Annotated in this window: 19 protein-coding genes and 4 tRNA genes; 13 read left to right on the top strand and 10 right to left on the bottom strand. The window is 67.4% G+C overall.

What is annotated here, in order from left to right:
- Window positions 1-3 precede the first annotated feature (3 nt).
- The 3 genes from GVV77_RS05055 to orn form a co-directional block, all read right to left on the bottom strand.
- A complete protein-coding gene (locus GVV77_RS05055; protein WP_159616915.1) occupies window positions 4-1,158 on the bottom strand; it encodes an acyl-CoA dehydrogenase family protein in 1,155 nt (384 codons plus the stop codon).
- Between the two features lie 135 nt (window positions 1,159-1,293).
- Window positions 1,294-1,366 (bottom strand) — tRNA-His (locus tag GVV77_RS05050).
- A 147-nt stretch (window positions 1,367-1,513) separates the two neighbouring features.
- Window positions 1,514-2,116 (bottom strand): oligoribonuclease, encoded by a 603-nt coding sequence (gene orn, locus GVV77_RS05045; protein WP_159616914.1) that lies wholly within the window; start codon window positions 2,114-2,116, stop codon window positions 1,514-1,516.
- A gap of 342 nt (window positions 2,117-2,458) precedes the next feature.
- On the opposite strand from orn, the gene mptB reads away from it, so the two are divergent.
- From mptB to GVV77_RS05030, 3 genes are all read left to right on the top strand, one after another.
- Window positions 2,459-3,961: a polyprenol phosphomannose-dependent alpha 1,6 mannosyltransferase MptB gene (mptB, locus tag GVV77_RS05040; RefSeq protein ID WP_425483338.1), complete on the top strand. Its 1,503-nt coding sequence runs from the start codon at window positions 2,459-2,461 to the stop codon at window positions 3,959-3,961.
- Between the two features lie 93 nt (window positions 3,962-4,054).
- A complete protein-coding gene (locus GVV77_RS05035) occupies window positions 4,055-4,471 on the top strand; it encodes a DUF3224 domain-containing protein (protein WP_159616911.1) in 417 nt (138 codons plus the stop codon).
- Between the two features lie 72 nt (window positions 4,472-4,543).
- A tRNA-Arg gene (locus GVV77_RS05030) sits at window positions 4,544-4,616 on the top strand.
- 134 nt (window positions 4,617-4,750) lie between these two features.
- Here GVV77_RS05030 and GVV77_RS05025 read toward each other — a convergent pair.
- Window positions 4,751-5,488, bottom strand: a complete 738-nt coding sequence (locus tag GVV77_RS05025) for an SGNH/GDSL hydrolase family protein (RefSeq protein ID WP_159616909.1) — start codon at window positions 5,486-5,488, stop codon at window positions 4,751-4,753.
- 208 nt (window positions 5,489-5,696) lie between these two features.
- Here GVV77_RS05025 and GVV77_RS05020 point away from each other — a divergent pair, with 208 nt between their 5' ends.
- Window positions 5,697-6,284 (top strand): single-stranded DNA-binding protein, encoded by a 588-nt coding sequence (locus GVV77_RS05020; protein ID WP_159616907.1) that lies wholly within the window; start codon window positions 5,697-5,699, stop codon window positions 6,282-6,284.
- 64 nt (window positions 6,285-6,348) lie between these two features.
- Window positions 6,349-8,031, top strand: a complete 1,683-nt coding sequence (ettA, locus tag GVV77_RS05015) for an energy-dependent translational throttle protein EttA (protein WP_159616905.1) — start codon at window positions 6,349-6,351, stop codon at window positions 8,029-8,031.
- A 211-nt stretch (window positions 8,032-8,242) separates the two neighbouring features.
- On the opposite strand, the gene GVV77_RS05010 is transcribed toward ettA, so the two are convergent.
- On the bottom strand, window positions 8,243-9,133 hold the full coding sequence (locus GVV77_RS05010) for an acyl-CoA thioesterase (RefSeq protein WP_159616903.1): 891 nt from the start codon (window positions 9,131-9,133) through the stop codon (window positions 8,243-8,245).
- Between the two features lie 283 nt (window positions 9,134-9,416).
- Here GVV77_RS05010 and GVV77_RS05005 point away from each other — a divergent pair, with 283 nt between their 5' ends.
- Window positions 9,417-10,082: a DUF8185 domain-containing protein gene (locus GVV77_RS05005; RefSeq protein WP_159616901.1), complete on the top strand. Its 666-nt coding sequence runs from the start codon at window positions 9,417-9,419 to the stop codon at window positions 10,080-10,082.
- Between the two features lie 278 nt (window positions 10,083-10,360).
- Here the strand turns inward: GVV77_RS05005 and GVV77_RS05000 are convergent, their stop codons facing one another.
- From GVV77_RS05000 to pepN, 4 genes are all read right to left on the bottom strand, one after another.
- On the bottom strand, window positions 10,361-10,849 hold the full coding sequence (locus GVV77_RS05000) for a globin (protein ID WP_281350576.1): 489 nt from the start codon (window positions 10,847-10,849) through the stop codon (window positions 10,361-10,363).
- Window positions 10,846-11,469, bottom strand: a complete 624-nt coding sequence (locus tag GVV77_RS04995) for a mechanosensitive ion channel family protein (protein ID WP_159616899.1) — start codon at window positions 11,467-11,469, stop codon at window positions 10,846-10,848. The genes GVV77_RS05000 and GVV77_RS04995 overlap by 4 nt, the downstream gene beginning before the upstream one ends.
- 78 nt (window positions 11,470-11,547) lie before the next feature.
- Window positions 11,548-12,036 carry an OsmC family protein gene (locus GVV77_RS04990; RefSeq protein WP_159616897.1) on the bottom strand — a complete coding sequence of 163 codons (489 nt, stop codon included), beginning with the start codon at window positions 12,034-12,036 and terminating at the stop codon, window positions 11,548-11,550.
- A 3-nt stretch (window positions 12,037-12,039) separates the two neighbouring features.
- The gene (pepN, locus tag GVV77_RS04985) at window positions 12,040-14,592 is read right to left on the bottom strand and encodes an aminopeptidase N (RefSeq protein WP_159616895.1); all 2,553 of its coding nucleotides are present in this window, start codon (window positions 14,590-14,592) and stop codon (window positions 12,040-12,042) included.
- A gap of 242 nt (window positions 14,593-14,834) precedes the next feature.
- Here pepN and GVV77_RS04980 point away from each other — a divergent pair, with 242 nt between their 5' ends.
- Window positions 14,835-15,308 (top strand): ribose-5-phosphate isomerase, encoded by a 474-nt coding sequence (locus GVV77_RS04980; RefSeq protein WP_159616893.1) that lies wholly within the window; start codon window positions 14,835-14,837, stop codon window positions 15,306-15,308.
- Window positions 15,309-15,385: 77 nt separating this feature from the next.
- Here the strand turns inward: GVV77_RS04980 and GVV77_RS04975 are convergent.
- Window positions 15,386-15,456 (bottom strand) — tRNA-Gly (locus tag GVV77_RS04975).
- 112 nt (window positions 15,457-15,568) lie between these two features.
- Here GVV77_RS04975 and GVV77_RS04970 point away from each other — a divergent pair.
- From GVV77_RS04970 to GVV77_RS04945, 6 genes are all read left to right on the top strand, one after another.
- Window positions 15,569-15,642 (top strand) — tRNA-Pro (locus tag GVV77_RS04970).
- An 89-nt stretch (window positions 15,643-15,731) separates the two neighbouring features.
- Complete coding sequence (gene tig / locus GVV77_RS04965; protein WP_159616891.1) at window positions 15,732-17,117, top strand: trigger factor; 1,386 nt, start codon at window positions 15,732-15,734, stop codon at window positions 17,115-17,117.
- A 262-nt stretch (window positions 17,118-17,379) separates the two neighbouring features.
- Window positions 17,380-17,976, top strand: coding sequence for an ATP-dependent Clp protease proteolytic subunit (locus GVV77_RS04960; RefSeq protein WP_133402674.1), 597 nt, complete (start codon window positions 17,380-17,382; stop codon window positions 17,974-17,976).
- A gap of 48 nt (window positions 17,977-18,024) precedes the next feature.
- Window positions 18,025-18,699 carry an ATP-dependent Clp protease proteolytic subunit gene (locus GVV77_RS04955; protein WP_159616889.1) on the top strand — a complete coding sequence of 225 codons (675 nt, stop codon included), beginning with the start codon at window positions 18,025-18,027 and terminating at the stop codon, window positions 18,697-18,699.
- Between the two features lie 139 nt (window positions 18,700-18,838).
- On the top strand, window positions 18,839-20,131 hold the full coding sequence (gene clpX, locus GVV77_RS04950) for an ATP-dependent Clp protease ATP-binding subunit ClpX (RefSeq protein ID WP_159616887.1): 1,293 nt from the start codon (window positions 18,839-18,841) through the stop codon (window positions 20,129-20,131).
- A 132-nt stretch (window positions 20,132-20,263) separates the two neighbouring features.
- Complete coding sequence (locus GVV77_RS04945) at window positions 20,264-20,878, top strand: mycothiol-dependent nitroreductase Rv2466c family protein (RefSeq protein ID WP_159616885.1); 615 nt, start codon at window positions 20,264-20,266, stop codon at window positions 20,876-20,878.
- Window positions 20,879-20,893: the final 15 nt, after the last annotated feature.

The raw sequence follows: 20,893 nt of genomic DNA, 5'->3' as shown, positions 1-20,893 counted from the left end.
CCGCTAGCCGGCGATCGAGCGTCCCACGGTCTCGCGCATGATTTCGCTCGTGCCGCCGAAGATGGTCAGCAGGCGTGCGGCGAGGAAAGCCTGCGACACGGGGTATTCAAGGATGTAGCCGTACCCGCCGTGGAGCTGGAGGCAGCGGTCGGTGATGGACTTGACCCGTTCACTGGCCCAGAGCTTAACCCGGGCGGCGGAGACGGCGTCGAGCCCGCCCTCGTTGAAGGCCGTCATGGCCGAATCCACGTAGGTCTCGGTGACCTCGACCTCGGTGAGGATGTCGGCGAGTTCGAACCGGGTGTTCTGGAAGTCCAGGATCCGTTCGCCGAACGCGTTGCGTTCTCGTGTGTAGGTGAGCGTCTGGCTATAGATGGCGCGGGCGACGGCGGCCGATGCCACCGCAATGCCCAGCCGGCCCTGGGGGAGCTGCTCAATGCTGTAGCGCAGGCCCGAGCCGACCTCGCCCACGACGTTGTTGCCGGGCACCCGCACGTTGTCGAAGAACAGTTCGGCGGTGTCCGAGGCCTTCAGGCCCATCTTGTCCAGCTGCCGGCCGGTCGAGTAGCCCTCGGTCTTCTCCACCATGAACAGCGTGAAGGAGTCGCTGGCACCGCGCCCGCTTCCGCCGTCAGTGCGCGCGAGCACGAGCGAGGCATCACCGGTGATGCCGTTGCCGATGAACGTCTTCTGCCCGCTAAGCAGCCAGTCGTCGCCGTCACGGACGGCCTTGGTGCGGATTCCGCGAAGGTCGCTGCCGGCGCCGGGTTCGGTCCACGCCACCGAGGTGACTTTCTCGCCGGAGACCATGGCGGGCAGCCAGCGTTCCTTGAGGTCATCGGAGCCGTAGGCCAGCAGGTGCGGCAGGACCATGTCGTCGTGGAGGTGGAAGGCGAGGCCCACGGCGAGGTGGTTGCTCCGTGCGAACTCCTCATCGAGGACGGCCCGGAACCGGTAGTCGGACATTCCGGCCCCACCGAACTCCTCCGGTACGGCCATCCCAAGCAGGCCCTGCTCGCCGGCGGCCTCCCACAGCCTGCGCGGCATGCGGTGCTCCCTGTCCCACTCCGCGTAATGCGGGGCGACCTCCCGGACGTTGAACTCGCGGGCAACTTCGCGGAAAAGCTCGTGATCTTCTTCGAACACTCGGCGCTCCATGCGGCATTCCTCCACAGCGTGTCAATGGCTCGGTTCCTTCACCGGCCGGCAAAGCCCTGAAAAAACAACTGCCGCCCCGGAGGATCTCCGAGGCGGCTCGTTGTGCCGGCCATTGAAAAACGACCGGCCTCTTCGGGTGAGTAACGGGGGTTGAACCCGCGACCTCCTGGACCACAACCAGGCGCTCTGCCAACTGAGCTATACCCACCATGCAGCCTTTTCGTTCCCCGGCCCGGTCTGCACTCGGGCCCCGGATCGATTCGCTAAAGGCAGCGGAAACAAGTTTACACACTTTTTCGGATGCTTTTGCCACCGCCCCTTCCGGCGCGGCCGACCGGGCACCCGGGCCGGCTGGTCAGGCGTCCAGTTCCTGCGCCAGGGCCTTGCTCGCCGCCGAATCCGGGCCCGGGCTCGGCACGAACACGGCCCGCCGATAGTAGCGAAGCTCACGGATCGAGTCCTGGATGTCTCCCAGCGCCCGGTGTCCGCCGAGTTTGGCCGGGGCCTGGAAGTAGGCACGGGTGAACCACCGGCGTGCCAGTTCCTTGATCGTCGAGACGTCGATGATCCGGTAGTGGAGGTGCTCGATGACCCGGGGCATGTCCCGGGCAAGGAAGTTGCGGTCGGTCCCGACCGAATTGCCCGCAAGCTGGGCCTTCCGCGGCTCCGGCACCCATTCCTGGATATACGCGAGCACCTTCTCCTCCGCCTCCTTTATGGACATCCCCTGGGGAAGCTCCTCCAGCAGGCCGGAAGTGGTGTGCATGGTGCGGACGAAATCACCCATCTGGGCCAGGGCCGCCGGGTCCGGAGCGATGACGACGTCGACGCCGTCGCCCAGGACGTTCAGTTCCGAGTCGGTGACCAGGACGGCCACCTCGATGAGGGCATCGGTCTCAAGGTTGAGGCCGGTCATTTCGCAGTCGATCCAGACGATGTGTTCATTTGAGATTGGCACCCGACCAATGTACCGCGCTGACGCAGTCCGTCAGCGGCGGTCCGGCGGCTCCCGGTGCGGTACTAGGAGGAGGTTGCGGGGGCCTCCGGCGGGTCCGGCGGCGGCCCCCGCGGGGCCGTGCTGCGCAGTGCCGGTGCTAATATCGAGGCAGTCTGGGCGGATACCCGAGGCCGGCCGTGCCGGAAGCTCCGGGCCGCCCGATCCGCGCATCGGGAACCACCGGGTGCCCGGTCGTTCCGCTCCGTCGTCCGATCCGGTGCTGCTGACCGAGGGTAGTGGTGCGCCCAGTCCCGCCAGTGCCGACCAACGATTGGATACCCGTAGATGACCGCCCAGGTCCCAGTGACTGAGCCCTCATCGGCACCGCGCGTCGACCGGCCGAACACGGCGATCCTCCAGGGATTCATCGGCTCACTGATGATGTGGGCCGGATCCCTCGGGGTCGGGTGGCTTTCCCTGGCGTCGGTTGAACTGCGGAGAATCCCGCTGATCATCTGGCTGAGGTTCGAACCCGCCGGCGCCGTGGTGTCGGTGCTGGTTCTGGCGGTGGGCGGGATGCTGCTGGTCCGGTCCTGGCTGCGCCTCGGGCAGCGCCTGCACGGTTGGGGGCCGGAGACGCGCCCCTACGTGCTCAAGGCCGTGATCGCCTGGGCGGCGCCCATGGCGGTGGCGCTGCCGCTGTTCAGCCGGGACGTCTTCGCGTACATCGCCCAGGGGCAGGTGATGGTCGCCGGCCTCAATCCGTATCGAGACGGCTATTCGCAGATCTCGAACTACCTGCAGATCGGCGCCGACGACCTCTGGGCCCAGAGCCCCACCCCCTACGGCCCGGTGTTCCTCTGGCTTGAGGAGCTGGTGGTCCGCATCACCGGCGGGCAGCCTGACTTCTCCATCATTCTCTTCCGGGTGATCGCCCTGGCCGGGGTGGCCCTGTGTGTGGTGATGGTGCCCAAACTTGCAGCGCTTCACGGCATCAATGCGAACCGCGCCCTGTGGCTGACCGCCGCGAACCCGCTGTTCCTGACGAACTTCGTCGCCTCCATCCACAACGATGCGTTGATGCTGGGCCTGGCGCTCGCCGGCCTGTACCTCGCCGCGGTTCACCGCCCGCTCCGGGGCATCCTCCTGGTGACCCTCTCGGTCGCCATCAAACCCATCACCCTTCTCTTCCTGCCGTTCATCGGACTGATGTGGGCCGGCAAGGGGGCGTCGTGGAAGCGCAAGTTCGTCTACTGGGGCATGACCGCGGGACTTTCGCTGGGCCTGCTGTGGATTCTGGGACTGATCAACGGCTTCGGTTTCGGCTGGGTGGGGGCGCTGAGCACGCCGGGGAGCATCTGGATCTGGTACGCACCGATCGGCTACCTCGGCCTGGTTGTCGCCACCCTCGCCGGTGCCCTGGGCTTGGACGGGTGGTTCCTGGCCGACCTCGTGCACAAGGCGGCGCGGGTCGCCTCGCTGGCCATCATCGCCCACCAGATCTTCCTTGGGAGCCATGCGCGCCTCGTGCGCAGACTGGCCCTGGCGCTCGCCGCTGTCGTCCTCCTGGCGCCCATCATCCAGTCCTGGTACGTGGTGTGGCTCATCCCACTGTTCGCGGTGACGGGGATCCGTGAGGACTGGCAGGTGAAGACCCTGTACTTCACCGTCTCCTTCTTCATGATCTACGCCATTTCGGACCAGCTGGACATCTTCCCCTACTTCGAACTTAGTCTGGCGGTGGCACGCCAGCTCGCGGCCGTGGTGGCCTTCGCCTTCGCCCTGTACCTCGTCTTCCTCGACCCGCGCACCAAGGTCCTCTTCCGCCGGCGGTTCCGTCCCCGGGGTCCGGGAATGCTGCGCTGAGGACAGCGGATTCCGGTTCCGGCTGAACTTCGGCCGGGCCGCGACAGCATCGCCCGGCATGCGGTTGCCGCCGTCAGCGGTGATACTTGGAGGATGACCGAATTCGAAGAAACCCTGTTCCGCGGCGAATATGAGATCACCGAATGGGACCCCCACCCCTACCAGGTGGAGGGGAGCAGCTGCGAATTGTCCCGGGTGCGGGCGGTAAAAGTGTTCACCGGGGAGATCTCCGGCATGAGCACCGCCGAACTGCTCATGGCGGGCAATGACCTCGGTGCCGGATACGTCGCCTCCGAGCAGTTCACCGGGTATGTGAGCGGACGGTCCGGCTCAATGACCGTGCAGCACTGGGGCGTGGCGGAGGGCTCCGAGGCTGCCGCCTCCGGGCACATCGTTCCGGGCTCGGGAACCGATGGACTCGCCGGAATCTCGGGCAAGGCCACCTACTCGCAGGACCCCGACGGCCAGCACCGGCTCGAGCTGAAGGTCTCCTTCGGACCCACCGACTAGGTCCGGCTGCGGGATCCTCCGGCAGCGAATCTCTCCGGAGGGTCGCGTCCCGCATAGTAAACTGGCTGTGATGCCTCCGTAGCTCAGGGGATAGAGCAGGGGCCTTCTAATCCTCTGGTCGCAGGTTCGAATCCTGCCGGGGGCACTCAAGAAAGCGGCCCGACCGGGCTTCCGTCCGGTCGGGCCGCTTTCCGTTAATGTCGGGCAGCTGTCCGTCGGCCCGCTCTGGCCGGCAGCCTGATCCCCGCTTTCAGTGCATGCGGCCGGGGTCGTGCGGGTTCAGTTCGTCAGCCCGGCCAGCTGCCCGCGGGCCGCCTCCGCCATCAGGTCCGAGCCCTTCCGGTTGGAGTGGATCCCATCGTTGCTGAGCCCGGCGCGCCACGACCCGTCGGCCGCCGCCACCGGGGTGTACACATCGAGCAGGGGCATATTCCGGGCCTTCGCGGCAGTCCTCAGCAGCCGGTTCAGCTCGACGGCGAGGGCGGGCTGCGTGTCCGACGGCGGCACGAGGGCAGCAACGGGCGCGGCGCCGCGTGCGGTGATCCCGTCCCAGAGCACGCGCACGCCCTCGGCGGCCTGTTCTGAAGACCGTCCCTTGCGGATGTCGTTGGTTCCGGCCTGCACCACCACCAGGTCCGCCTGTCGGACCGCCGCATCGAGGCGGTCGACCAGGCCCACTGTCTGCGCCCCGGGATGGGATTCGTAGGGCCCGAGCCGAAGCCCGGGCACGGCGCCCGCAACGACCGTCTGGCGCCACCACGAATGCTTCCCGTAAGCGTGGGAGTCCGAGAGGATGCCGATGGTCCGTGCGGTGGCCGTACCAGTGGTGGCCGTACCCGCGGCGGCGGTGCGGGTGTTGGCGGTCCCCGTGCCGGCGGGCATGGCGACCGCAGCCCGTCGGGTGGCCCGGCGGCGGGCAGTCCGCCGTCGAAGAGCGGCTCGAAAGGCGATCAGTGCCATTGCCGCGGCGGCCCCTGCAACGGGCAGGATTCCGGTTCGGCGGGTATGTCCAGCCATGCTGTCCCCTTTGCAGCTCGGGTTCGTCCCCATGCTAACTTCCGGCGTCCGCCCGGACGCGCCGAAAACCCAGCCCCGGGCCAGGTCGGTGCCCTCCAGATGTCCACATACGCGGCCCATCCGGGACCAACCCGGCTGGACCTGAGCAGACTTTCACCAGGGCCGGTGTTCGGCCGGTCCAAGGCGATTCCGGGCGGAAGGAACAGCGATGAGCGAGACCATCACGGTGCGGGGATACGTTGCCACGGAGGTGCGGCTGGCGCTCACGCCCAGCGGCCTGCCGATTGCGGGGTTCCGCATGTGTACGACCGAACGGCGCTACGACCGGGAGGCTGGGGCCTGGGTCGACGGGCACACGAACTGGTACTCGATTTCGATGTTCCGCCAGCTTGCCACTAACGCTTCGGCGAGCCTGAAGAAGGGCGACCGTGTCGTCGTCTACGGACGGTTGAAGGTCCGTCCGTGGTCAACGGAGGACGGGCGGACCGGAACCTCGGTGGAGATCGACGCGGAGTCGGTCGGCCACGACCTGATGTGGGGGACCGCGGCGTTCCGGAGGAGTTCCACGGAGAAGACGGAGAAGACGGAGAAGACCGAGAAGACCCAGGAACCCGGAAACGGGGTGGACGGCCCGGTGCCGGAGGGTGTCGACCCTGCCACCGGTCAGATCCTTGATGCGCCGGACAACCTGGGCACCGTGGAAGGACTCGACGCAGAACATGGGCCCGAAGGCGGGGAAGGCGACCTGGCAGACGGTGGAGGAAGGTCAGCCACGAAGGCCGGTGCCGCCCACTGACACGGGATGGAGCGGCTCTGTGCGGAATGTGAGATATACCCTGCCACGCACTAGCCTTAGTGGTATGGCGGAATTTATCTACACAATGACCAAGGCCCGCAAGGCCGTCGGCGACAAAGTGATCCTCGACGACGTGAGCATGTCCTTCTTCCCCGGCGCAAAGATCGGCGTGGTCGGCCCGAACGGTGCCGGTAAGTCCACCATCCTCAAGATCATGGCCGGCCTCGACACCCCCTCCAACGGCGAAGCGCGCCTGAGCCCCGGCTACACCGTCGGGATCCTGCTTCAGGAGCCCCCGCTGAACGAGGAGAAGACAGTGCTCGGCAACGTCCAGGAGGGCGTGGCGGAGATCTACGGCAAGATCGAGCGCTTCAATGAAATCTCCGAGGAGATGGCGAATCCGGACGCCGACTACGACACGCTCCTGGCCGAGATGGGACAGCTGCAGGAGGCCATCGACGCTGCCGACGCGTGGGACCTCGACTCCCAGCTCGAGCAGGCCATGGACGCCCTGCGCTGCCCGCCGCCGGACGCCGACGTCACCGTGCTCTCCGGTGGTGAGCGCCGCCGCGTCGCCCTGTGCAAGCTGTTGCTCCAGAAGCCGGACCTGCTCCTGCTCGATGAGCCCACCAACCACCTCGACGCCGAAAGCGTGCTCTGGCTCGAGCAGCACCTCTCCGCCTACCAGGGCGCCGTGCTGGCTGTCACCCACGACCGGTACTTCCTCGACCACGTGGCCGAGTGGATCGCAGAGGTCGACCGCGGCCACCTCTACCCCTACGAGGGCAACTACTCCACCTACCTGGAGAAGAAGCGGGCCCGCCTCGAAGTCCAGGGCAAGAAGGACGCCAAGCTGTCCAAGCGCCTCACCGAGGAACTCGAATGGGTGCGCTCGAACGCCAAGGGCCGCCAGACCAAGTCCAAGGCGCGCCTGAACCGCTACGAGGAGATGGCGGCCGAGGCCGAGCGGACCCGGAAGCTCGACTTTGAAGAGATCCAGATCCCGCCGGGACCGCGCCTGGGCAGCCAGGTCATCGAGGCGAAGAACCTGCGCAAGGGCTATGACGAGCGCGTGCTCATCGACGGGCTCTCCTTCTCGCTGCCGCGCAACGGCATCGTGGGCGTCATCGGCCCCAACGGTGTGGGTAAGACCACGCTGTTCAAGACCATCGTTGGGCTTGAGCCGCTTGACGACGGCGAGCTGCGCATTGGTGAGTCGGTCAAGATCTCCTACGTCGACCAGTCGCGAGGCGGAATCGATCCGAACAAGTCCCTGTGGGAGGTCGTCTCGGGTGGTCATGACTTCATCCAGGTCGGCCAGGTCGAAATGCCGTCCCGGGCCTACGTCTCGGCGTTCGGCTTCAAGGGCCCCGACCAGCAGAAGAAGGCCGGGGTGCTCTCCGGTGGTGAGCGCAACCGCCTTAACCTCGCCATGACCCTCAAGCAGGGCGGCAACCTGCTCCTGCTCGATGAGCCCACCAACGACCTCGACGTCGAAACCCTTTCGAGCCTCGAGAACGCGCTGCTTGAATTCCCGGGCTGCGCCGTCGTCGTCTCGCACGACCGGTGGTTCCTTGACCGGGTGGCCACGCACATCCTCTCCTACGAGGGCACCGAGGCCGAGCCGGACAAGTGGTACTGGTTCGAGGGCAACTTCGACGCCTACGAGGAGAACAAGATCGAGCGCCTGGGCCCCGACGCGGCCAAGCCGCACCGGGTCACCCACCGCCGCCTGACCCGCGGCTAAGGCAACGGTCGACGGCGGACGCCGACCGGCTCCGGCCGGTCGGCGCCTCCGCCCGCCAGCAACGGCAGGCCGCGCGAAGGATAAACGCAGAAAGACACGGACCGTTCGGTCCGTGTCTTTCTGCACTGTGCCGGGAGCCGCGGTGCGGTCCAGCGGAGGCGTCGTCCGGGCCGGGAGCGGAATGCCCGGCCGGCCGGGAAAGCCGGGGTACTCAGCCCTCCCGGGGCACGCGGACCATGCCCTCCTGCGCCACGCTGGCCACGAGGTCCCCGGCCCGGTTGTAGATCTTCCCGGCGGCGAGCCCGCGGGCACCCGAGGCGCTGGGGGAGCTTTGCACATACAGCAGCCATTCATCGACCCGCACCGGGCGGTGCCACCACATGGCGTGGTCGAGGCTGGCCACGCTCATTCCCGGGTGGATCCAGCTCAGCCCGTGCGGCCGCAGGATCGGCTCGAGCAGCGTGTAGTCGCTCGCGTAGGCCAGGGCCGCCCGGTGCAGCCCGTCGTCGTCGGGCATCGGGCCGAAGGTCTTCATCCAGACGGCGTTGCGCGGCTCGCGGACGCCGTCGTTGCTGACGTAGAGCGGGGAGTCGAGGTGACGGACGTCGAAGGGGCGGTCGAAGGCCCAGGCTTTGGCCACCGGGTGGTCGAAGCCGCCCAGCAGGTCGGCGGTGCTCGGCAGCGATTCCGGGTCCGGCACGCCCGAGGGCATGGGGTCCTGGTGGGTCAGGCCCTCGTCGGGCTCCTGGAAGGAGGCGATCATCGACAGGATCGGCACGCCGTCCTGGTAGGCGTGTGTGCGCCGGGCGGAGAAGGACCTGCCGTCACGGAGGCGCTGCACGCCGAAGGTGATGGGCAGGTCGGCGTCGCCGGCCCGCAGGAAATAGGCGTGCATCGAGTGCACCTCCCGGGTGGGCTCGACAGTCCGGATCGCCGCAATGAGCGACTGTCCCAGCACCTGCCCGCCAAACACCCGCTTGCCCGGCTGGGGGGCCGAAGTCCCAACGAAGATGTCCTCGTCGGTCTGCGCGCCGTCGGCGCTGCTCAGGTCGAGCAGGGACAGCAGCGAGAGCGTGGGGTCGGTGCGGGGCTCTGCGGCCATGGGGCGGTGTCTCCTCGGGGCGGGTGCGTTCTCCGGATCCTTGGCGCAGGCGTCCGGGCCTACTGCTGACCTTAGACGTACCGATACCGGCGCCTCAAGGCGGCACCCGGCGCTCCGGCCACCGGTCCGGCCGAATGGTCCGCGGGCGGCGGGTTTGAGAGGATGGATCCATGCCCCGTACCCTCCCAGTCCTTCTCCCGCCGCGCTGCGGCGACGGCGATACCCATGGTCACACCGCCACGGTCGTCCAGTTCCCCGCTTCCTGCGGACGGTGGGCCCGGCAGTGACGGGGGCACTCGAGTCAACGCACCTCGTCTTCCCCGATGCCCAGGTCTCGGCCGACCTGCGCACCTTCACGGCGCGGGCGCGGGCAACCGATGACGGCGCCGTGCGGCTCCAGGCCTCGGGAACCGTCCTGGCTGCCTACGTCTGCATGCTGCGACCCGCTGTGCTCGGTGAGGCGATCCCCACGGTGCTCGGACTGCGCACCATGCCCCTCGCGGAGCCGGCCCGCGTCGATGTGACGGTGGCGCTGGCCTCGGTCTCCGACCGGCTGGCGCGCATGCGGGACGACGTCGTCTTCGCCGTCCCGACGACGACACTGCGGCAGAACTGGGCCGGAGTGCTGCCGCCCCGCTCCGGCTGGGAGCCTGCGGGGACGCTCGCCACCGACGCACTCGAAGAGGCGGCGAGGGCCGGGATCGCCGACGTCGCCGGCAGCCTTCCCGACCGCGCCGGAGCGCTGATGGTCAACAACCGGCGCGGCACGGTCTGGGGGAGGGCGATCCCCGGAGCCCCCGCGGGCCTGCCGGCCGGAGCCGCCTTCGGCGCCTTCGCCCTGGGGTTCCTCGCTGACGGTGAAACGCCGTCGCTGTTCACCAACGGCCGGTGGACCCGGCTGAGCACGTCGCGCGGGCATGTGCTGGTGCGGGCCGCCGCGGTTCTCTAGACGCCCTTGAGAGTTCCACCGGCCGCGGGCCGGCGGTCGGGACACCCACGGCGCGTTCCGGCGCAGTATCGAGGACGCAGCACTGACCGCCCATGAGCCGCGATGCCGGTAATTGGTGCGTCCTCGATGATGGGGGCAAAGCACGGGCTGCGGGCTCCGGCTCACACCACCATCGAGGGTGCAGCATCGACCGCCAACGGGCCGTGCCGCCGGTAATTGGTGCGTCCTCGATGGGGTGGAGGTCAGGCCGGGTCGACACGGCGGGGGGGGGGGGGAGGTCAGGCCGGGTCGGCGGCGTTCACCATGGACTGTGCCGCCCGGTCGAGGTAGTCCCACAGGGTCGCTTCGTGCAGAGGGGCGAGGTCCAGGGAGTCGACGGCGGTGCGCATGTGGCGCAGCCAGGCGTCGCGGGCCTTCGGTGTGACCTGGAAGGGGATGTGGCGCATGCGCAGCCTCGGGTGTCCGCGCTGCTCGCCGTAGGTCTTAGGCCCGCCCCAGTACTGCTCGAGGAACAGCAGCAGGCGCTCCTTGGCCGGCCCGAGGTCCTCCTCCGGGTACATGGGCCGCAGGATCTCGTCCTGGGCCACGCCGTCGTAGAAGACGTCGATCAGTTTAACGAAGGCGGGGTGGCCGCCGACCGCCTCGTAGAAGTTGTAGTCGGGCTGGGTGAAGCCCTGCCCGACCTGAATGACCCGGTCCGCAGGCAGGGGCGGCCGTCCAGCCGTCAGCGGAATGGTCTCCTGGAGCATCGGCTCGGGTTCGGTCATGGCTTCTCTCCTGCCGTCTCCGGCTGGTCCGCCGGCGCCGGCTCGATGTAGTTTCCCTGCGAGCGGTTGCCCACCTTGGTGATGTCGCCGTTGCGCACGTACCAGATGGCACCGTTCGCATCGACCATGCGCGTGATGCGCAGACCAACGGACTGCACCACGCCGACGGTCTCACCGATCTCGATGGTGTCCCCGATGCCGTACTGGTCTTCGATGGTGATGAAGAAGCCGAGGAACGCGTCCCGGATAACCTCCCGGGCGCCGAAACCGATGGCAATGCCGACAATGCCGACGCTGGCAAGGATGGGGCCGATCTGCAGGCCCAATTCGCCCAGGGCCATCGTGATGGCGATCACGGCGAGGCTCACGGCGGCGACGCTGGTGAGGAGTCCGCCGATGGTCTCGGCCCGCTGGCTGCGCCGCCCGGTGTCGAGTGAGCGCAGTACTGGCTGCGCCCACCGGAAGTGGGGCTTCTTGAAGACGTTATAGCCGTTCTGGACCCGGGTCACAGACCGGTGCACCAGGTAGCGGACGATGAGCCAGAGGATGAGGGCGACGATCAGGATGAGGACCGCGCCGATGACGCGCCCGCCGTAGCCAAGCTCCGGAAAGAGTTCCATGCCGGTGTTACTGCTTCCTTCGTGGGTGCCGCGGGGCCAGCTCCCGCCCGGTGCGGGGGTCCGGCGGCGCTGCTGTTACTAGGCTACCGCCGGGTCCGCCAGGACCGTGACGGGCTCATGGTCGACCGGGAAGTTCACCGAACGGGCGATGAAGCACGTCGCAGCGGCCTGGGCGTGAAGCCCGGTGGCCTTCTCGACGTCCTCCGGTGAGGCGACCGTCACCCGGGGACGGAGGAGAACGCGGGTGAATTCGCCGGTGCCGTCGCGGTTGAGCCGCAGAAAGCCTTCGGCGTCGTCGTCGTAGGCGGTCACAGTCACGCCCGCCTTCACTGCCACGTGCAGGTAGGACAGCAGGTGGCACTGGGACAGGGCGGCCAGGAGCAGCTGCTCCGGGTTCCACCGGTCCTTCTGCCCATGGAAGGTCGGATCGGCGGTGCCCGGAAGGAGCGGCAGCCCGGGGGCGGTGACCTCGTTCTCCCGGCTGTACTCCCGGTAGCCCGAGGTGCCGGTGCCGAGGTTCCCCGTCCACTTCACCGCCACGTTGTATCGATGTTCGGAGAGGTTCACGGGCTACCGGTCCACGGCCTGGGCGCGCAGCGCCCGCTGCACGCCGTCGCGGTTCTCGAGGATCAGGCGCCGCAGCGACGGAATCTCGTCGCCGAGTTCGGCCAGGAACGCGTCGGTCCGCTCGAGCGTGCCCTCGGAGACGAGCCGGGAGGGGTACAGGCCGACGACGATCTGCTGGGCGATCTCGTAGGTGCGCGAGTCCCAGACCTCCCGGACCGAGTCGAAGTACTTCGCGGCGTACGGCTCAAGCAGTGCGGTGTCGTGGACGCGGGTGAAACCCTGGATCGCCGACCGCTGGGCGGCGTTGGGCAGGTCACTGCGCTCCACGATGGCGGTCCAGGCGTCGGCCTTGGCCTCCGCGGTCGGCACCGCGGCGCGTGCCAGGGCGGCCGCAAGCTGGCCGGTCGCCGTGGAGTCGGCCTCGAGTTCGGCGTCGATCTGCTCCTGCCCGTACCGGCCCCCGGCGACGAGTGAGGTGAGCAGCTCCCAGCGGAGGTCCGGGTCGACCGTCAGCCCTTCAGGGACGGAGGTGCCGGTCAGGATCGCCTCGACGACGTCGAGCTGGGCGTCGGTCCGGGCATGGGTGGCAAACGCCTTAATGAACTGGAGCTGCGAGTCTGAGCCGGGCCCGGCCGCCTCGGAGAGTTCGAGCAGGCTGTCGGCCACGGCGTCGCTCATGGCCTGCCGGTCCTCGGGGTTGACGTAGAACGTGAGCGTGGCGGCAAGCTGGCGGAGCAGCACGAGGACCACCGAGGAATCGGATTCCTCGCCGATGTTCTGCATGATCAGTTCGACGTAGTTCCGCGCCGGGGTCTCGCCGTCCCGCGCCGCGTCCCACGCCGACCCCCACACGAGGGTGCGGGCCAGCGAATCGGCGAAGTTCCGCAGGTGGCGGATGGAGGTGCGCAGCGACGCCGGGTCAAGGCGGATCTTGGCGTAGGCGAGGTCGTCGTCGTTCAGCAGGACCAGGGCGGGCTGGCGCTGCCCCACGGCCTCGGGAACCTCGGTGCGCTCACCGTCGACGTCGAGCTCCATCCGGGCCACCCGGGTCAGCCGGCCTTCGTCGTCGAGGTCGTAGAAGCCGACCGCGAGCCGGTGCGGGCGGATGGTGGGGTAGTCCTCGGGCGCGGACTGTTCGATGGAGAAGGCGGTGATCACACCGTCCTCGGTCACGGTGAACTCGGGGCGCAGGGTGTTCACGCCGGCGGTCTCCAGCCACAGCGAGGACCACCGGGTGAGGTCGCGCCCGCTGGCCTTCTCGAGTTCGACGAGCAGGTCCTTGAGCTCGGTGTTCTTCCAGGAGTGCCGGGAGAAGTACTCCCGCACGCCCTCCATGAACTTCTCCTGGCCGACCCAGGCGACCAGCTGCTTGAGCACCGAGGCGCCCTTGGCATAGGTGATGCCGTCGAAGTTCACCTGGACGTCATCGAGGTCCTTGATTTCGGCGACGATCGGGTGCGTTGAGGGCAGCTGGTCCTGGCGGTACGCCCAGGACTTCTCGAGCGAGGCGAACGTGGTCCAGGACTGGGTGAACTCCGTCGCCTCCGCGGCGGCCAGGGTCGACATGTACTCGGCGAAGGACTCATTGAGCCACAGGTCGTTCCACCACTTCATGGTGACGAGGTCGCCGAACCACATGTGGGCCAGCTCGTGGAGGATGGTGATGGCCCGGCGCTCCACCGTGGCCTCGGGGACGCGGGAGCGGAAGACGTAGGTCTCGACGAACGTCACCGCACCGGCGTTTTCCATGGCCCCGGCGTTGAACTCCGGGACGAACAGCTGGTCGTACTTCTCAAAGGGGTACGGCGTGCCGAACTGCTTTTCGTAGAACTCGAAGCCCTGGCGGGTGAGCTTGAAGATGTTTTCGGCGTCGAGGTGCTGCATGAGGGACCGGCGGGCGAAGACCCCAAGCGGGATGGTGCGCCCGTCAGCGCTCGTCAGTTCGCTGCGCACCGCCTGGTACGGCCCGGCGATCAGGGCCGTGACGTAGGAGGACATGACCGGAGTCGGCTCGAACGACCAGGTGGAGCGTGCCGGCTCCTCGCCGGCAGCGGCGGCGGCGACGGGCTCGGGGGTGGGGGAGTTGGAGATGACATCCCAGTGCGGCGGCGCGGTCACGGTGAAGCGGAAGGTCGACTTCAGGTCTGGCTGCTCGAACACCGCGAACACGCGCCGGGAGTCAGGAACCTCGAACTGGGTGTAGAGGTAGACCTCGCCGTCCACGGGATCGACGAAGCGGTGGAGGCCCTCGCCCGTGTTCATGTACAGCATGTCGGCGTCGACGACGAGCTCGTTGGAGGCGGCGAGGTCCGGCAGGGCGATGCGGTGCCCGTCGGCGACCTGAGTTGGATCGAGTTCCACGCCATTGAGGCTCACGCGGTGCACCGTGTCGGTCACGGCATCGATGAAGGTTGAGGCGCCCTGGGCCGCATCGAAGCGGATCACCGTCCTCGAGCCGAACACGCGCTCCCCGCGCATCAGGTCAAGGTTGATGTCGTAGGAGTGGACTTGCAGGAGTTCGGAGCGGACGCTGGCTTCACTGCGCGTCAGGTTCATGCCGGGCAAGGGGTCGCCTCCAGGGTGGGGAACAAGGACGCCGCGTCGGGGTTGCCCTGCGCAGCGTTTCGTATTCTTCCACTTTTTCCTTTTGAGCACCTCCCTTTGGGCGTTCCGACGGACCGACTTCCGGTAAACGGGTGCACTCGGGGTGGGCCGGGCGTCGTGCCCGGGGGAGCGGAAGCCCCGGCGCCTTGGCAGTAGGCTGGAGGCGGAACCACCCCCGACTGAACGGAATGCTCATGCGTGTCCACCTCGCCACAGATCATGCAGGGATGGAGCTCAGCGCCCACCTTGTCGGCCATCTCGGCACCGCCGGCTACGACGTGGTCGACCACGGCCCGGCCGAGTACGACCCCGAGGACGACTACCCCCGCTTCTGCATCAACGCGGCCCTCGCCGTTGTCGCCGACCAGGCCGCAGGGGTGGAGGCGCTCGGGATCGTGCTGGGCGGGTCCGGCAACGGCGAGCAGATCGCCGCCAACAAGGTGCGCGGCATCCGCGCCGCCCTGGCCTGGAACCTCGACACCGCCCGGCTGGCCCGCAACCACAACGACGCGAACATCATCGCCGTCGGCGGGCGCCAGCACAGCGTCGAGGAGGCGACCTCAATCATCGAGGCGTTCCTCGCCGAGCCGTTCAGCAACGACAACCGCCACGTGCGCCGCATCGGCAAGATCGCCGACTACGAAGCCACCGGGGACGTCCCCGACTAGGCACTGCGGCCCGCCCCCACGGCAGCGCACACAGAAACACCCGGACGTCTCAGACGTCCGGGTGTTTTTCGTTTCCGAGGGGATGACGGGAATCGAACCCGCGTAATCAGTTTGGAAGACTGAGGCTTTACCATTAAGCTACATCCCCGGATTCCGGGCCTCAGAGGCTCTCCGGAACGCATATAACTACACCACAGGTGGGCTGCATTCGCCAAATGTGCAACGGGGGTCAAAGTTACGTAGACTGGCTCTCGCACTCTCGGGGTGTAGCTCAGCTTGGTAGAGCGCCTGCTTTGGGAGCAGGAAGTCGCAGGTTCAACTCCTGTCACCCCGACTCCGTATGTCGAGGACCCCAGTATTTCCGGATACCGAGTCCTCGTTTTCAATACGGAAACTATCCCAATCACTCAGGAGTCCTACGCTGTGAAGAGCGCTGTCGAAAACCTTTCCCCCACGCGGGTGAAGCTCAATGTCGAGGTCCCGTTCGAGGAACTCAGGCCGAACATCGACGCGGCTTACAAGACGATCGCCGGTCAGGTGCAGGTTCCTGGATTCCGCAAGGGCAAGGTTCCCCAGCAGCTCATCGACCAGCGCGTTGGCCGCGGCTACGTCATCGAGACCGCCGTCAATGACGGGCTCGACGGGTTCTACCAGAACGCCGTCAAGGAGACCGGAATCCGGCCGCTGAGCCGCCCCGAGGTGGAGATCACCGAGGTTCCGGATCCCGCGAAGAAGGACGGCCAGCTCGTCTTCACCGTGGAGCTGGACATCCGCCCCGAGATCGAACTGCCCGACTACTCGGGCATCGAGGTCACCGTCGAGGCCGCCAAGGCATCGGACGAGGACATCGATAAGGCCGTGGACGAGCTGCGCAGCCGCTTCGGCACGCTGAACACCGTCGACCGCCCGGCCGCGGACGGGGACTTCCTGACGATCGACCTCAGCGCCAAGGTCGACGGCGAAGAGGTCGACTCCGCGCAGGACCTTTCCTACCAGGTCGGCGCCGGCACCATGCTCGAGGGCATGGACGAGGCCGTCACCGGCCTGAGCGTCGACGAGTCCGCCACCTTCGCGACGAAGCTCGCCGGCGGCGAGCACTCCGGCGCCGACGCCGAGGTCACCGTCACCGTCAAGGCCGTCAAGGAGCGCGAGCTCCCCGAGGTCAACGACGACTTTGCCCAGCTGGCCAGCGAGTTCGACACCGCAGCCGAGCTGCGCGAGGACCTCACCAAGCGCGCCGCCGAAAGCAAGATCGTCGACCAGGGCGTCGAAGCCCGCGACAAGGTCCTCGACAAGCTCGTCGAGATGATCGAGGTGCCCGTCCCCGAGGCCGTCATCGCCGAGCAGCTCGAGCAGCACTTCAAGCCCGAGAACGCCGGCAACGCCGGCGAAGAGCACGACACCGAGGAGCACCGTGCGGAGGTGCGCACCAACACCGAGCGCGCGTTCCGCAACGAGATCATCCTCGACACCGTTGCCGAGAAGGAAGAGGTCTCGGTCAGCCAGGCCGAACTGATCGACTACATCGTCTCGACCGCGAGCCAGTACGGCATGGAGCCGAACCAGTTCGCCCAGATGCTCGACTCCAGCGGCCAGGTCCCGATGATCGTCGGAGAGGTCCGGCGCCGCAAGGCCCTGGCCAAGGTCCTCGAACTGGCGAAGGTCACCGACTCCAACGGTGACGCCGTCGATCTCACCGACTTCGTGCGTCCCGGCGCCGATGACACCGAGACCGTCGACGTCGACGACACCGTCGAGGACGCGCCGGCTGCCGAGGTCGCCGAGGGCGACGACGCACAGCGCGCCTGATCCCGTTCCACCAGCGTGAAAAGACGCCGCGGCCCCCCGGGCCGCGGCGTCTTTTGCGTTGCCCCGGCGGCCCCGGTTCCGACCGGAAATGCCCGGCCCGGGGTGGTGCGCCGTCAGCGAACAGTTCCCGGAGCAGGAGCAAAAATTCGCCGGGGCGGGTTAGTGTCCAATGTGAGACAAACGGACGGGCAGCCCCTCTCGGGGAAGCGCCCGCCAGAGTGAGAGGTTAACGAGAATGGCAACCGAACCAACCACCCCCAGCATGGCGACCGCCGATCCGGGCGGACGCGATGACTACATCTTCAACCGGCTCCTCAAGGAGCGCATCATCTGGCTCGGTTCCGAGGTGCGGGACGACAACGCAAACGTCATCTGCTCCCAGCTCCTGCTGCTCTCGGCGGAGGACCCGGAGCGGGACATCTTCCTGTACATCAACTCGCCCGGCGGCTCGGTGACCGCCGGCATGGCCATCTACGACACCATGCAGTTCATCCCGAACGACGTGGTCACTGTCGCCACCGGCCTCGCCGCCTCGATGGGCCAGTTCCTGCTGTCCTCCGGCACCAAGGGCAAGCGTTACGCCACCCCCCACGCGCGCATCCTCATGCACCAGCCCTCCGGTGGCATCGGCGGTACCGCCTCCGACATCCGCATCCAGGCCGAACTGATCCTCCACATGAAGCGGGTCATGGCTGAGCTGACTGCCGAGCAGACCGGCCAGAGCGTCGAGACCATCCTCAAGGACAACGACCGCGACAAGTGGTTCACCGCCCAGGAAGGCCTCGAGTACGGGTTCTTCGACCACATCTCGGCCCACGCCGGCACGGTGTCCGGCGGCGGCGGAACCCACCGCCCGTAAGTGCCCGCAGTTTCCTACCTTTCACAGCCTTTCCACCAGGAGACCCCCATGAACACCAATTTCTCGGCCACGGCCGGGTCGCAGGCACCCCAGATGCCCTCAAGCCGCTACATCCTGCCGCAGTTCGAGGAGCGCACGCCCTACGGCTTCAAGCGTCAGGATCCGTACACGAAGCTGTTCGAGGACCGCATCATCTTCCTCGGCACCCAGGTTGACGACGCCTCGGCCGACGACATCATGGCCCAGCTGCTCGTGCTCGAGTCCACCGACCCCGAGCGCGACATCACGCTGTACATCAACTCGCCCGGCGGGTCGTTCACGGCCATGACGGCGATTTACGACACCATGCAGTTCATCCGTCCGGAGGTGCAGACGGTGTGCCTCGGGCAGGCCGCCAGCGCCGCCGCCGTCCTGCTGGCCGCCGGTGCGCCCGGCAAGCGCCTGGCGCTGCCGAACGCCCGCGTCCTGATCCACCAGCCGGCCCTCTCGGGCGGGCAGGGCGGACAGGCCTCGGACCTCGAGATCCAGGCCAACGAAGTGATGCGCATGCGCACCTGGCTCGAGGACACCATCGCCCTGCACAGCGGGCGCGACACCGAGCAGGTCAACCGCGACATCGAGCGCGACAAGATCCTCACGGCGGCCGAAGCGGTCTCCTACGGTCTCGTCGACGAGGTCCTGACCTCGCGCAAGATGGTCCAGCCGATGATCAACACGCCGTAATTTCCACCGGCCGCTCCCGGCCCGGCCGCCGATGCCCGTAGTGCCAGGTTTGGCACTACGGGCATTTTGGTACTGATTCGCGGGATCATGTGGCCTAGAGTGGAAACAGCATCCAAGTACCACGTAAGGGGACTGACACATGGCTCGCATTGGTGAGAGCGCGGATCTGCTGAAGTGCTCTTTCTGTGGAAAAAGCCAGAAGCAGGTGCGGAAGCTCATTGCCGGCCCCGGGGTCTACATCTGCGATGAATGCATCGACCTCTGCAACGAGATCATCGAAGAGGAGCTTTCGGAGGTCGCGGACCTTGGCACGTTCGAACTGCCCAAGCCCCGCGAGATCTTCGACTTCCTGCAGGAGTACGTGGTGGGCCAGGAGCCCGCGAAGCGTTCCCTCGCCGTTGCCGTCTACAACCACTACAAGCGGATCCAGTCCGGCAGCGCCCCGCGCACGGCCGGAACGCTCACCGGCACGCCCGGTGCGGAGGAAGTGGAGATCGCCAAGTCCAACATCCTGCTGATCGGTCCGACCGGCTGCGGCAAGACCTACCTGGCCCAGACCCTCGCCCGGCGGCTGAACGTTCCGTTCGCCGTCGCCGACGCGACGGCGCTCACGGAGGCCGGGTATGTGGGCGAGGACGTCGAGAACATCCTCCTGAAACTGATCCAGGCCGCGGACTATGACGTGAAGAAGGCCGAGCAGGGCATTATCTACATCGACGAGATCGACAAGATCTCCCGGAAGAGCGAAAACCCCTCGATCACCCGCGACGTCTCGGGCGAGGGCGTCCAGCAGGCCCTGCTGAAGATCCTCGAGGGGACCGTGGCGTCGGTTCCCCCGCAGGGCGGGCGCAAGCACCCGCACCAGGAGTTCATCCAGATCGACACGACCAACGTGCTGTTCATCGTCGCCGGCGCCTTCGCCGGCCTCGAGGAGATCATCGGGTCGCGGGCCGGCCGGAAGGGCATCGGGTTCGGTGCGCCGCTGAGCTCACTGAAGAACGAGGAAGTCAGCTACGGCGACGTCATGCCCGAGGATCTCCTGAAGTTCGGGCTGATCCCGGAGTTCATCGGCCGGCTTCCGGTGATCACCACGGTGACCCACCTTGACCGTCCGGCGCTCATGCAGATCCTCACCGAGCCCAAGAACGCCCTGCTGAAGCAGTACCAGAAGATGTTCCTGCTCGACGGCGTCGAGCTGTCCTTCGACCCGAAGGCGCTCGAGGCGATCGCCGACCTCGCCCTGGAGCGGGGAACCGGCGCCCGCGGGCTGCGGGCCATCATGGAGGAAGTGCTGCTGCCGGTCATGTTCGACCTGCCAAGCCGCGACGATGTCGCCTCGGTCGTCATCACCGCAGACGTCGTCGCCAAGCGCGCCGAGCCGACGCTGATCTCGCACGACGTCGTGGCCAAGCGCCGCAACAAGTCCGCCTAGTTCCCACCCCCATCCTGTAGAGAAACCGCCTGTACCCGGCATCGGCGCCGTGCCCTGAGGGGCACGGCGCCGTTCTCTTCTGCCGCGGTCCGCCGCGAACAGAACTGTCCCAACCCCAAAAGGAGTACCCCCATGCAAAATTCCGTAGCCGAGAAGGCCGACTTCTGGTTCGACCCGGTGTGCCCGTACGCCTGGGTGACATCCCGATGGATGGGTGAGGTCCAGCAGGTCCGCAGCATCAGCATCGACTGGCACGTGATGAGCCTTGCGGTGCTGAACGAGGGCCGCGACCTTCCGCCGGACTACCGGACCCTGATGGACTCGGCCTGGGCGCCGGTGCGCGTCCTGATCGCGGCGGAGACGCTGCACGGCGCCCAGTACACCAAGCCGCTCTACGACGCCATGGGCACCCGGATCCACGTCGACGGCAACCGGGACTTCGAACTGGTCATCAAGGAAGCCCTCGCCGAGGTGGGGCTTCCGGACGAGCTGGCCGACTACGGTTCGACTGACGAATTCGACGCCAAGCTCCGCGCCTCGCACCAGGGGGCCATCGATCGGGTGGGCGACGAGGTGGGAACCCCGGTCGTCGCCTTCAACGGCACCGCCTTCTTCGGCCCGGTCCTCACCCGCATCCCCCGGGGGGAGGAAGCCGGCCGCATCTTCGACGCCGCCGTGCAGCTCGCTTCGTTCCCCGGCTTCTTCGAGATCAAGCGCACCCGCACCGAGGACCCCAGCTTCGAGTAGGGCGTCGACGCCGCC

The organism is Arthrobacter zhaoguopingii, from assembly GCF_009828605.1.
GTDB classification, from domain to species: domain Bacteria; phylum Actinomycetota; class Actinomycetes; order Actinomycetales; family Micrococcaceae; genus Arthrobacter_D; species Arthrobacter_D zhaoguopingii.
This window is presented reverse-complemented; position numbering and strand designations above follow the sequence as displayed.

Bases quoted from the DNA above. Each gene is read 5' to 3' on its own strand.
- GVV77_RS05055 (WP_159616915.1), bottom strand. From the start codon at position 1,158: ATGGAGCGCCGAGTGTTCGAAGAAGATCACGAGCTTTTCCGCGAAGTT.
- GVV77_RS05035 (WP_159616911.1), top strand. From the start codon at position 4,055: ATGACCGAATTCGAAGAAACCCTGTTCCGCGGCGAATATGAGATCACC.
- GVV77_RS05025 (WP_159616909.1), bottom strand. From the start codon at position 5,488: ATGGCTGGACATACCCGCCGAACCGGAATCCTGCCCGTTGCAGGGGCC.
- GVV77_RS05020 (WP_159616907.1), top strand. From the start codon at position 5,697: ATGAGCGAGACCATCACGGTGCGGGGATACGTTGCCACGGAGGTGCGG.
- ettA (WP_159616905.1), top strand. From the start codon at position 6,349: ATGGCGGAATTTATCTACACAATGACCAAGGCCCGCAAGGCCGTCGGC.
- GVV77_RS05010 (WP_159616903.1), bottom strand. From the start codon at position 9,133: ATGGCCGCAGAGCCCCGCACCGACCCCACGCTCTCGCTGCTGTCCCTG.
- GVV77_RS05000 (WP_281350576.1), bottom strand. From the start codon at position 10,849: ATGACCGAACCCGAGCCGATGCTCCAGGAGACCATTCCGCTGACGGCT.
- GVV77_RS04995 (WP_159616899.1), bottom strand. From the start codon at position 11,469: ATGGAACTCTTTCCGGAGCTTGGCTACGGCGGGCGCGTCATCGGCGCG.
- pepN (WP_159616895.1), bottom strand. From the start codon at position 14,592: ATGAACCTGACGCGCAGTGAAGCCAGCGTCCGCTCCGAACTCCTGCAA.
- GVV77_RS04980 (WP_159616893.1), top strand. From the start codon at position 14,835: ATGCGTGTCCACCTCGCCACAGATCATGCAGGGATGGAGCTCAGCGCC.
- GVV77_RS04960 (WP_133402674.1), top strand. From the start codon at position 17,380: ATGGCGACCGCCGATCCGGGCGGACGCGATGACTACATCTTCAACCGG.
- GVV77_RS04955 (WP_159616889.1), top strand. From the start codon at position 18,025: ATGAACACCAATTTCTCGGCCACGGCCGGGTCGCAGGCACCCCAGATG.
- clpX (WP_159616887.1), top strand. From the start codon at position 18,839: ATGGCTCGCATTGGTGAGAGCGCGGATCTGCTGAAGTGCTCTTTCTGT.
- GVV77_RS04945 (WP_159616885.1), top strand. From the start codon at position 20,264: ATGCAAAATTCCGTAGCCGAGAAGGCCGACTTCTGGTTCGACCCGGTG.